Source organism: Flavobacterium sp. NKUCC04_CG, assembly GCF_019345525.1.
GTDB lineage: Bacteria > Bacteroidota > Bacteroidia > Flavobacteriales > Flavobacteriaceae > Flavobacterium.
This window is the reverse complement of the sequence record NZ_JAHKRA010000002.1, coordinates 37,842-49,446: the sequence shown is the minus strand read 5'-3', so window position 1 is coordinate 49,446 and position 11,605 is coordinate 37,842. Positions and strand designations below refer to the sequence as shown.

Genomic DNA, 11,605 nt, shown 5'->3' with positions numbered 1-11,605 from the left:
AAAAAAAGGATAAATAAAACTGTGTTTTATAAGATAATGTAGATTATGAATTTTAAATTTTTGCAAAAATACTGTATTATGAGTGTTTTGGTTGCAGCTGGTCCTCGGTGGATTGTAGAAGCGTGTATTTCTATTTTAGATAATCCAAATTATTTAAAAGCATCAAACCGTAATAATAATACTTATAAGCCTGTTTCGAATGATTACGAACTCGATTTAGCTATTTTATTAGCTTTTATTTACAGAAAGCATGTTCGATTTACATTGAAAATAAACAAGAATATTTGCGATGTTAAACTGATAATATCCTCTTTTTTTATGTATTTTCGTGTCGATTTAATAGAAAATTCGAATTAGTCAACTTTGTTCTGTTGCTATTGATATATATTGCCAATGATGCCTGAATCGAGCTAATTTGCTAGCTTGAGGGTTTGTAAAATAAAAAACTTATATTTTAATGAATCGATTACTAATAGTATCAATTATATACTCTTTTTTAATTTCCCATAGCTGTATAGCACAAAAAAGAGATCAAATCCTAAAGAATCAAATCGATACGGAGTTTTTTATACCTATTGAAAGAACTAATCTTTACGCCAGAATTGTTGGTAATCCTGAAAAACCAATTATTATTACACTTCACGGAGGTCCAGGAGCGTTCAATGTTGACCATGAATTTTTTAGAGATGTGTTTGAAAATGATTATTTGATGGTTTATTTTGATCAACGGGGTTGTGGTAAATCTGATGATTTTCGTGATAAAACGATGTTTACTACCGATCAATTTGTGAAAGATTTGGACAAAGTGGTGGAATATATCAAAGACAAGTATCCGAACAAGAAAATCAATCTTTTAGGTTCTTCTTGGGGCGGTATGTATGGTTTTTTGTACTTATTAAAACATCAAGAAAAAATCAATTCTTTTATTTGTAATTCGGGTACCGCAAACATTCAACATAATACTCTGGCGTTAATCAAACACGAAAAACAATTAGCGAATAGCCTCCTTAAAAAAACCGTTGATCCCTCTAAAATTGAAAGATACAATCATATTCTTAAAAAATTAGATACGATAGAGAAAAGTGGTTTTAACAAAACTTTCTTCGTTGATATGAATACTATAAGATATGAGTTTCCAAAAGATCTGGGATTTGATGTTTATTGGGCTCAACCTGAAAAGAAAGCAAAAATAGAAGCACTGTTGAAGGATCCAGATTTCTATATTAGAAATAAATATACACCCGAACTGTTAGAGAAAGTAATGGAGAGATTTGAATATATCAACGAAGTTTTTCATGGGCAAGGATCTTACAACAATCTCAATATCTTAAGTGAAATTTCTAAAATTAAAACACCAACCTTAATTATACAAGGTGAATTCGACTATGCTATTGGAGTGGAATCTGGAAAAATGATATATAAAGCCTTAACAAATGTTCCTAAAAAAGATAAAGAATTAATTTACATCAAAAATGCGTCTCATAATCTCCCAAGTGAAGAACCGGAGAAGTTGTATGATTCGTTTAAAAGTTTTTTCAAGAAAAATAATTAAAATATAGCGACTGTCACGAATTGAGTTTACTTCCAGTTTGAGTTACCTAAAGGGGTTTTAAGTGGAGTAAGTGGAATCAATTGAAGTATTTCGCATTTTAAAAAATTTAATAACAACGAATTAGTTTTTATTATTTGATGTTATACTGCTTTTTATAAGTAAGTTTTAAGCAGTTAGTAAACATAAATTACAACTAGATTATATAGATATGAATTGGAAGGAAACAAGCTTAGATAAGATGCAAATTTATCCAGTTAATAGCATTACCGTTTTTATGATGGACACGCAAAACGGTAAAACGGAGACTCATTGGGTAGATAAAGCATACAAAAATTATAAATTTAAAAAGGAATGTAAATTCAACTGCTATATAACGGTTGACTTCACAGATGATTTTAATGCTCAACAAGACCAGCTTGATATCACGGATATCGAAAAGTATTTGACAACTAATTTGAGAGAAGTCTGTGTTTGTCATCTGGTAGCCAGAATTACGACCGATGTAGGAATTAATTTAGAATTTTATGTGGACGAGGTTGAGGAAGCAATAAAGAGGTTAAATGAACTTGAGGAAGATACTGACAGGTTGATTAATTTTGATTGCGAAATTACCGAGGACGAAGAATGGGAAAACGTCTTTGAAATTTTAAACTAAATCATAGCATTTTATATGCAAATTCCGAAACTGCGAATGTTGCTTGAGCGTAACGTAAAAGTATTCAGTTAAAATATAGATAACTATAGCCATGGAGAAATACTTGCAACCCATTGTCGATTTTTTGGATAGTCATCATTGGAGTGATGATGAGGCTGAGTTTGCCCTTATTCAATATGATATTGTGGATTTAATGGAGCAAAATCAAATAGGGGTGGAGTCCGTTCAACCTATACTGGAATTGATGGAAAAGCAGCCTTTAGTAGAGTTCGGAAGTCCCGGAGCGTTAACACATTTTATTGAGAAATTTTATCAAGAAAACAGTCGATTCTATGAAGACGTGTTGTTGCAATCCGTTTTAAAACAACCTACAGTACATACGGTTTGGTTGCTTAATCGGATAATAAATGGTGAGAAAACTGAAAATTCCCTGGAATTAATCCAAGTGCTAAAATCTATTAGCGTCAACACTGCAATACATCAAGAGATATGTTTGGTTGCGGCAAATTTTTTAGCCTACCAAAGCAATACTTAACACATCAAAAGAAGAGAAGTGATATAAACCTTTTTTAATTTTAGATATGACATGGCGAAATGCAAGAGGATTTCAACAATCATATTATGGAAGGAGTGCATAAAAATGGATTAATATGTTTTCTTTATTTAAAAATCACTTGGCTTAATAAGCGATTTAGTAAAAAATGGTTAATAATTCAGTTGGGTTAGGATGCTAAATCTGACTGCTGTTGTTTAAATGAATTTCCGAAATAGAATCTGCTTTTGTGGAGGGCTTTAAAATACGCGTGCTTAGTTTCACGATAAGAGATATGAAGACTAGATTTTTACTTTTGCTGTTATTGTTTTTTAGTTGTCAACCTAAAAAAGAGCGCATTGATAAGATTGTTCACCCAAAAATTGAAGTAGAATACAGTCGGTTTTTTGTCGGTGATATCAATAATGATCAAGAAAAGGATACGGCCTTTGTAATTTTAAAACGTGAAATAGAAACCGGTGAACTAGTATCTGAAGGGAATAATTACACTATAAATATTGAATTCTCAAACGGTATTCCCAAAATAAGCATCGATCACAGTTTAGGGGTTTTTGTTGCAAAAACGGAAGATTTGAATGGAGATGAGGCTAATGAGATAATTCTTTTTTCTCGGACTAATGAGGGCTATTGGAACGATATTTCCGTATGGTCTTTTATGGGAGGAAAGTGGAATCAAATCGGACATACAAAAGCATTTGTTTCAGAGAATAAAGACTTTGAAAATAGAATAATTAACGAGCATGGTGAATATTTTTTGATTGGAGAAGATCCGTGGGAACTGGATGCTCTTGGAAAATTTAAAAGAATAAGAGTTAAAATAGTAAAGTAAAAAATGCACGGAGATTTTGAAATTGAATGGTTTGATCGTGATAGATTTAAAAGTAAGTCAGTGCGAATAGTCCAACCATAAATGCTTTATGATTGATAAGTTTTTTATAAATCATCAAAATAAAAATTAAAATGAGTGAAAAAAAACAATTCTCTAGGCATCTTCTAAAATCAGTTTTAATTGCTTTTTGCTTAACGGCAGTTTATCTGATGATTGCACCTGCTTTAATTAAGGGAATGTATGCCGAACTTTTTCATTTTTTCGTTGCCATTGGTCTTTTCTGCATCAGTATCGTTTTCTATTTTGTTTATACATTTTTCAAATCGATACACAAACTGCGATGGCTTTTTGGCGGTTTAGCTCTTTTTGCTGCAGTGATAGCCGTTGCGAATGCCAATTTGGATATAATGCTATTAAATGGGATCAACAACAGTAAGTTACCTGAGAAATATCTAGCATATCAAGACCTTAACCAACCGCTATTAGCTTTTAAAAACAAGGAAATGCTACTGTTAATTGATGGTAATACCGATTTGCAACACTACTTAACGAAAAAAAATCAATTAATAGTAGTTCAAGACACCTATGAGCCAAGAGCTGCGGAATCGGTCAAATACAAAGAATATTCCAAATTTGACAGTTTGGGAAACTTTATCACCAAATACAAAACAGCAATTACTGATGAAATTTTGTTTGAGGGCTATCTGATTAATAGAGATAAAAACTATTATAGAACTTGGCCTTTAGATGGGGATACTACAAAAATTAAATTTGAAGTATATAATATAGATTTTAGTTTTAGTGAAAATAAACAAGCTGATTTTTTAGCAAAAATCGAACAAAGCGCTACCATGTTCTTTTCAAAAGAATGTTGGATAACCGATTCACCGTCCAAGCTGTTTCTAAAGACGATCTTTATGGAAAACGATAAATGGATGGCGTTTTATAGTGATAGAACGATTCAAAGAACGATTCAAAGTCGGGGTAAGGTCTATAATGATTTGTTTAGATATTACTCTAGAGAGGATTATAAATTAGTACCCTATTACAATAAGAACATCCAATACCAATACTTTCAAAAGATAAGCTTGAATCGAAGTAATAGTGGTTCAGAAAACTGGGATGGCATTTTGTTCGCCAACATTATTGTTAATAAAGACACTTTGAAAATCAAGGAAACTATGACATTGGGAAGAGAATGGGAAGCGAGGCATTCCAAATATTGGGGGAAAAATCAGGAAGGTTACGCGGCAAATAGGGAGGGAACATTTTCGCCTTACTTTTTTTATAGCAATCCCAAAATACCCTATCAGCTATTTTCAAACCATTTGGGTAGGTTGTATATTATCAAAAGTAAATAAAAACTTAAACTATGTAGAAACATCATTTAAGTCGCTGTTATTAGCTGTAAATTAGTGGAGTAGCTTTTGCGCTAGAAACAGTTTTTGGAATCAAATATTTTGGCAATTGATTTCCTTAGTTTTTTATCATTGGTTTGAGTATATCTATAAAATTAAATTAATTATGAGAATGGCCTTTTTATTAATTTATCTATTTATCGTTGCAACTTCTTTTAGTCAAAATTTGAAAGCTACTTTGGTATTTGAAAGATTAGATCAGAATAATGAACGCAAGCAAGGACTTATAGATAGTGTTGGGAATATAATCTTACCAGCTGAATATGGTTCTATTAAAGTTACCAACGACGGTAAATATATTGTTGCGAGTAAACAAAAAGGCTATCGTTCTGATTCTTATAAAGGATTTGTAACAGATAGAATATTTCCCGATTATAAATACGGGGTTTTAGATAAGAATTTGAAAACTGTTTTACCTTTTATCTATGACCATATCGATACATACAAAAAGCCTTATTACTATGTGAGTCATGAAGAAAAGGGTGTGGCTGTTTTTAATAAAAAATTTAAGGAAATTTTCCCGTTCAAATATGAAATTGTGCAATGCATTACAGAACCATATAAAGGCTTTTTTTACATTACAAAAGATGGCTTTACCGGTGTGGTTAAAAAAAATGGAAGGCAAATTATAGAAGAAAAACCCTTATGGATAGAGCCAATTTCTAAGAAACTATTTGCTGTTAAAGTCAAAGGAAAAAATCATGAAAGTTATGCTGCTGCACCTTATTATTTGATGGATAAAGATTTGAATAAAGTAGGTGATTTCTCTTTTAATTTTTTCCGTTTTCTTACTCCAAAAGTAATTTTGTTTAGTAGCGGAACAAGAAAATTAGGATTGATGGGGACCGAAGGAACTATTTTACTTCCTGCGGAATACGATCAAATATTTTATGATGAGAGAAGCAAGGTTTATATCGTAAAAACAGCTAAATTCGGAATGTTAAATGAGAATTTAAATATCATATTACCAACAGAATATGATGAAATTAAGCCTAGTAAGGACAATAAACTTTTTTTGATTGGCAAAGATAAGAAATACGGTTTTGTTAATGCTAGAGGCAAAATGGTAATTGATATAAAGTATGAAGCAGCTGATGTTTTTTCAGAAGGATTAGCACCAGTATTGAAAGATGGTAAATGGGGTTTTATTAACGAAAAAGACGAAGTAATGATTCCTTTTCAGTTTGTAGGAAAGATGAAAAGCTTTGAAAATGGTTACGCCACTTTTTATCAAGACAAGGTTTCAACTAACCAAAAAACACCTTTAATAAACTCTAAATCGGTTTTTATCAACAAAAAAGGCAGGATGATTGGTAAATTGCAAGAAGGTGATATAAGATATTTTTTAAAAGATAAAGCCATCAGATATAATAGGTATGGTCAAAAGCCATTTGAGCATCTAATAGATTTAAAAACGGGAGAAATTATTTTTGATTTAAAACCATTATAAAATGAAGATTAGAATACTGTTTTTGTTAGTTTATCTATTTACGATTAATATAGCTTTCAGCCAGGATTTTGGCGGTGTTTTAGAATTTTATCAGAAAGGAAGCTGTGGACTTGTAGATAGTTTGGGAACGATTATAGTACCTGCCGAATATAAGTCGATTCAGATTTCTGAAAACAAAAAATTCATTGTTCTTCAAAAAGAATTTAATGAGATGGAAGGAAAGATTTATAGCTATCAAAGTTGTAGTGATTGCGGTAAAATGAACCAAGGAGATCCTTACATTTATTATAAATCTGGTATTTTAAATGCAAAACTCGACACTGTTTTTCCATTTGAGAAAAATAATATTGAGGCCTATAAAAACTATTTTTTTATTGGAGAACGAAGAGATTTTAGCGTTTTAGACGAGAACTTCAACAGAATTAATTCTGTAAATTATGAAGAAGCTGTATATATTTCACAACCCTATTCTGGTTTGTGGTATCGTACAACAACAGGTTTTTATGGCGTGATTGACAATAAGGGTAATCAGATTATGAAAGAAATGCCACTTTGGATTCAACCACTTGCCGATAATTTGTTTGTTACTCAAATTAAAGCACAATATTTTTTTGTAGATAAAAAACTAAAAAAGGTGCACGATTTCTCATTTAGTTCTTTTGAGTTCCTAAGTCCAAAAATAATCTTATTCGATGTTGGAGAACAGTATAATAAAAGTCAAGGTTTAATGGATACAAAAGGAAATATTTTACTTCCTGCAGTATACTACCAAATAGTATATGATGAACAAAACAAAGTTTATATCGTAAAAACAAAAGATTATAAAACTGGAATATTAGACAATGATTTAAAGGAAATTGTTCCATTTGAATACAATCAAATTGTAGCAGGAAAAGGAACGGAACTCTTTCTTGTTTATAAAGATAAGAAATTTGGTTTTATGAATGGAAAAGGCAAAATGATTATTCCTATGATTTATGATGGTGCTGATATTTTTTCAGAAGGATTGGCACCCGTTCTTAAAAACGGTAAATGGGGGTTTATCGATGAAAAAGGCGAAACGGTTATTGACTTTAAATTTGATGGGAGGATGAAATCTTTTGAAAACGGATACGCCACATTCTACCAAGGCAATCAATCGGTCTTTATCAATAAGAAGGGGGAAAAGGTTGGCGAACTGGGCGACCATGACTATGATATTAAGTACTACTCAAAAGACAAAGGAATTAGAGTTAAATTCCAACGATACTATGGAGGTAGGTTGTTGATAGATCTAAAAACAGGAGAAGTTATTTTTTATCTTGGATAACTAAAATATGATTGCAGAGTAAAACAACATGAAACAGCTTATTTGTGCATGTCTTCTAATTTAAAAGGAGCAAAAACACTCAAATCAAAAGCAAGTGTTATTATTTTAAACTTACCAACGGTAGGTTTAATCCCCCGCTGGTGCACGAATATTAAAAATATCCGGATACGCTACCGCGCGAGTCCTCTCGCGTGGTCTGCATTATATACAAGAACTCTCAATCATGTTGAGAGTTTTGTGTTTATAAAGACAGTTTATCGATAAAAGTTGGCCTTCTGATTGTGTCAAAATAAAATTGGGTTTATTAGTATATTACTTGCGGTTTAGGAGAGGGAATATGTGTATATTGAATTTTGCCACACGAAAGGATTGACTCTGTCGAATTTCAGTTGGTGATGTGATTAAATTTTTAATTACCACACGAAAGGATTCGTGCGGTAGCGGGGAATATCGTACAACAAAATCTATTGCTGTGTCGGATTTACTATTTCGTAGAAATCTAGGTATAGATAATCAGATAATATGGAAACCTTGTTCTGAATTTGTTAGCCTCAAATGAAATCAGTTGAAAACAAGTATTTATGTAAAAAGAAAGTATTTTATCGAGGTACTTTCTTTTTCATATAAATAATTTTGGTATTGCATTGGGTTTTTAATAAATTTATCTAAGAAGAGTACCACATTCGTTTACCTGGCCCAGTGGAAGTTAATATACTTGTTAATGCCCGCTTGATTACACCAGCGTATTATCTCATTGTAATAGATGACGGAGTACTTAAGATTGATAAACGCCCGCTGATATAAAGATTTTAACTTTTTGAGCATAGTTAATATCTATGCTATTTGAAGTGCTTCTTTATTTACTTTTCGCTCTTGTGGATTAGCAGGAGAGTTGGTAATCTAATTCGTGGCAAAATTTTTAAAGAAGTGATTTTGCCATGAATAATATGAGTTCTTTTGAAAGATTTGTTCAGTGTATAAAAAATAAAAAACAGCGAAACGGATGCTGGTATATTTCAAAAAGAAACGAAAAACTTACACTTCATCTATTAGCTCTGAATTGTTGCAAACTTCCATTGCCCTAAATAGCATACCTAAATAAGTTTGGCCGAAATGCAAAAGCCATCAACTCTTTATCCATGATAAGATAGTAAATTGTCCCGATGAAGTTTGTAAGTAGATACAGTTCCACAATTTGTATGGCCTACAGATCGGGATAGCCAATATTGAAAGGCTTTTGAAAAGTGGTCTGATTTAACATACTTCTAAGTATGCGGATTTTTATTTTACTTCCTTAAAATTACCGAGATTTACAAATACAGAATTATCCTATAAACTTTTCTTTTAGTCATGAAGAGAAGAAAAGCAAATCTTCATCAGGTATGGTGACAAGTTTTCCTAGTTGTTTTCTAATAAAACCAGTAACATATATTCTTATAACAAATAGCAGTTATATTTTGCTCAATCATTTTGCTAAAAATGACTCAAGCTCTGCTACAATTCGTTTCGATTGAGTATGATGTAGATAATGAGAGCCTGGCAATAAAATTAGTTTTCCCTTATCCACGCTGTTGGCTTGCTCTTGGTGCAGTTCCGTCCAGCCTTTGACAGCTGAGTTTTGGTCGGCAAATAATAATACCGGCAAATCCTGCGGGAAAGCTAGTTTTTGAGCTTCTTTAAAACTATTACTCAATGATGTTGCTTCTCTGCTCAAAGTATTGTTTCCAGTTACTTTCATCGTAATTAGGTGTTTTTGTTCAAAAAGGTGTACTTCTGATTCGTCTTTAGGTTTTTCGTCTCCAAAAAACTTTAAAAATGCACGCATTACACCTGTTTTGGCTAAAAAATCTAAAGGTGCCGAATTATAACCCGGCCAAGGTTGTTTTGGCACACTGGTATCAATACCTACAAAAGCGGTTGCTTTACCTGGATATTTGTTGATGTATGCTAAGCTGTAAAGCCCAGCAATGGAATGCCCCATTACTATAAAACGTTTTAGATTTAATTGCTTCACCACTTCGTGGATTTCTTCCGCCATATTATTCAAACTGCGTTCGCGATTTGTTTCACTGCTCAATCCATAACCAAAAGGTTCAATCGTGATCACTGTATATTTTTTGTCTAATTCCTTGATTAATGGTTCAAAATCCAATCTTGGACTTGCCGTTCCAAATCCGGTAAGTAATACAATCGTGTCTGCACCGTGTCCATCTATTGTCGTGTTTATTGTACCATCAAAAACTTTTATTTTTTGACCATAATCTTCAATTTTATCGGCTTCGCTACTTAAATTGATTTGATGAATCACGAATGTTGCGAAGATTAGGATAGCGATTATCACTACAATTCCGATGATTGTTTTCAAGAATATTTTTGATATTCTCTTTCTGAACGAAGGACGGCTTTTTTTCATTTTTTTCATTTGGTAGGTATACTATAAAACAGGTTAATTTCATTAAATCATTAAATCCTTAATCTTATGATATATGGTGTGCAAGATACGATTCCAATCAATGAAAATCTGAAAAATATTGTTCCTAATTTGGATATTGTAAGATTGGATTGTGGTCACTGGATACAACAAGAAAGACCAGAAGAAACTACGCTAGCAATTTTAAGATGGTTAGCACAACAGAATGATTAAGGGAGTAGAAACATATTGTCCTAAAAGTCGAGAAGATTGGAGACAATGGTTGGAAGAAAACCATGGGTCCAAATCATCAGTTTGGCTTGTTTATTATTCAAAAAAGTCAAACGTTCCTTCAATTAGTTGGCGAGAAGCAGTGGATGAAGCGCTTTGCTTTGGTTGGATTGATAGTACAACAAAAAAAGTTAATGATTCTTCGTTTATACAATATTTTAGTAAACGTAAGCCTAAAAGTATTTGGTCTAAAATCAACAAAGAGGTCGTTCGATTCCTCATTAGATAATGAAAGAATGACAAAAGCAGGTTTTAAAAGTATTGAGATTGTTAAGCAAAACGGTTCTTGGACAATTTTGGACGAGGTAGAAGAGCTGATAATACCAGCTGATCTAGAAATAGCTTTTAATAAACACAAAGACTCAAAAGACTATTTTTTAAGCTTGAGTAAGTCGAAAAGAAAAATGATATTAAGTTGGATTGTTCTTGCCAAACGACAAGAAACGAAACAAAAACGTATTGACGAAGTTGTTGAAAGTATGCTAAAAAAGCAACTTCCCAAACAGTTGACCTAATGTATAATTATGTATATAAATAAAAAGGGACACAATCTTTAGACTGTGTCCTTATGTAGTAGCCGACGTAGAATATATATCGAAATATTTCATGAAGGATTTGGATAGATTTCAATAATTTATATATGAACAATTTTTTAATTTTTTGTCTCTGAGATATGTGCCTCGAATTGAGCACTAATATTTTAAGCACTTTTAAATATTTTGAAGATATAATTAAAATATAGAAGCCTGCAAAACTAATCTTATTGCAAGCTTTTGCTATATTTTGAAACCTTTATAAGGTAATAGTTAATTTTATGTTGCGGATAAAGAGGGATTTACACCTACCTCCGTATGCTTTAAAAATAGGTTCTTTCAACGTTTTTAATTGTTGTGCGCACCTAATTGACCGAGTCTTAAATCTATGATTTAATCGTTTTAATTCTACGTAACAAAGTTAAAAAATATTTTATTATAAATCATATACTATAAACGAATGCTGATTATCAATTCAAGTGTTTAATGTTTACTAGATCACTAGAAAATATAAAATAATTGAGTTTTTGGCGAATGTCTTAAAATTAATACTATCAAAACAAATAGTATTAAATTATTTGCTCAACTATAGAAATAGTTAATGA

Annotated in this window: 10 protein-coding genes; 9 read left to right on the top strand and 1 reads right to left on the bottom strand. The window is 31.8% G+C overall.

The features are described from left to right. The first annotated feature begins 457 nt into the window (after positions 1–457). The 7 genes from KO524_RS01875 to KO524_RS01845 all read left to right on the top strand — a co-directional run bounded on the left by KO524_RS01875 (position 458) and on the right by KO524_RS01845 (position 7,766). On the top strand, positions 458–1,552 hold the full coding sequence (locus KO524_RS01875) for an alpha/beta fold hydrolase (protein WP_219288851.1): 1,095 nt from the start codon (positions 458–460) through the stop codon (positions 1,550–1,552). Positions 1,553–1,790: 238 nt separating this feature from the next. Next, positions 1,791–2,207 (top strand): DUF695 domain-containing protein, encoded by a 417-nt coding sequence (locus KO524_RS01870; RefSeq protein ID WP_255555099.1) that lies wholly within the window; start codon positions 1,791–1,793, stop codon positions 2,205–2,207. Between the two features lie 91 nt (positions 2,208–2,298). Beyond that, positions 2,299–2,742, top strand: a complete 444-nt coding sequence (locus tag KO524_RS01865) for a hypothetical protein (protein ID WP_219288846.1) — start codon at positions 2,299–2,301, stop codon at positions 2,740–2,742. 292 nt (positions 2,743–3,034) lie between these two features. Further along, positions 3,035–3,589 carry a hypothetical protein gene (locus KO524_RS01860; protein ID WP_219288843.1) on the top strand — a complete coding sequence of 185 codons (555 nt, stop codon included), beginning with the start codon at positions 3,035–3,037 and terminating at the stop codon, positions 3,587–3,589. A 131-nt stretch (positions 3,590–3,720) separates the two neighbouring features. Further along, a complete protein-coding gene (locus tag KO524_RS01855) occupies positions 3,721–4,950 on the top strand; it encodes a hypothetical protein (RefSeq protein WP_219288838.1) in 1,230 nt (409 codons plus the stop codon). 163 nt (positions 4,951–5,113) lie between these two features. Beyond that, positions 5,114–6,457: a WG repeat-containing protein gene (locus tag KO524_RS01850; protein ID WP_219288836.1), complete on the top strand. Its 1,344-nt coding sequence runs from the start codon at positions 5,114–5,116 to the stop codon at positions 6,455–6,457. A gap of 1 nt (position 6,458) precedes the next feature. Next, positions 6,459–7,766, top strand: a complete 1,308-nt coding sequence (locus tag KO524_RS01845; RefSeq protein WP_219288832.1) for a WG repeat-containing protein — start codon at positions 6,459–6,461, stop codon at positions 7,764–7,766. A gap of 1,465 nt (positions 7,767–9,231) precedes the next feature. Here the strand turns inward: KO524_RS01845 and KO524_RS01840 are convergent. Then, on the bottom strand, positions 9,232–10,188 hold the full coding sequence (locus KO524_RS01840) for an alpha/beta fold hydrolase (protein ID WP_219288828.1): 957 nt from the start codon (positions 10,186–10,188) through the stop codon (positions 9,232–9,234). Positions 10,189–10,245: 57 nt separating this feature from the next. Between KO524_RS01840 and KO524_RS01835 the strand changes: the two genes are divergently transcribed. Together KO524_RS01835 and KO524_RS01830 are read left to right on the top strand one after the other, a co-directional pair. Continuing rightward, entirely contained in the window at positions 10,246–10,410 is a 165-nt protein-coding gene (locus KO524_RS01835; protein ID WP_219288825.1) for an alpha/beta fold hydrolase, read from the top strand. A gap of 62 nt (positions 10,411–10,472) precedes the next feature. Continuing rightward, positions 10,473–10,982: a YdeI family protein gene (locus KO524_RS01830; RefSeq protein WP_370629711.1), complete on the top strand. Its 510-nt coding sequence runs from the start codon at positions 10,473–10,475 to the stop codon at positions 10,980–10,982. Positions 10,983–11,605 lie beyond the last annotated feature (623 nt).

Excerpts from the sequence above, each read along its gene's own strand:
- KO524_RS01865 (WP_219288846.1), top strand. The coding sequence starts at position 2,299 with ATGGAGAAATACTTGCAACCCATTGTCGATTTTTTGGATAGTCATCAT.
- KO524_RS01850 (WP_219288836.1), top strand. The coding sequence starts at position 5,114 with ATGAGAATGGCCTTTTTATTAATTTATCTATTTATCGTTGCAACTTCT.
- KO524_RS01840 (WP_219288828.1), bottom strand. The coding sequence starts at position 10,188 with ATGAAAAAAATGAAAAAAAGCCGTCCTTCGTTCAGAAAGAGAATATCA.
- KO524_RS01860 (WP_219288843.1), top strand. The coding sequence starts at position 3,035 with ATGAAGACTAGATTTTTACTTTTGCTGTTATTGTTTTTTAGTTGTCAA.
- KO524_RS01830 (WP_370629711.1), top strand. The coding sequence starts at position 10,473 with ATGGGTCCAAATCATCAGTTTGGCTTGTTTATTATTCAAAAAAGTCAA.
- KO524_RS01845 (WP_219288832.1), top strand. The coding sequence starts at position 6,459 with ATGAAGATTAGAATACTGTTTTTGTTAGTTTATCTATTTACGATTAAT.
- KO524_RS01855 (WP_219288838.1), top strand. The coding sequence starts at position 3,721 with ATGAGTGAAAAAAAACAATTCTCTAGGCATCTTCTAAAATCAGTTTTA.
- KO524_RS01875 (WP_219288851.1), top strand. The coding sequence starts at position 458 with ATGAATCGATTACTAATAGTATCAATTATATACTCTTTTTTAATTTCC.
- KO524_RS01870 (WP_255555099.1), top strand. The coding sequence starts at position 1,791 with ATGCAAATTTATCCAGTTAATAGCATTACCGTTTTTATGATGGACACG.
- KO524_RS01835 (WP_219288825.1), top strand. The coding sequence starts at position 10,246 with ATGATATATGGTGTGCAAGATACGATTCCAATCAATGAAAATCTGAAA.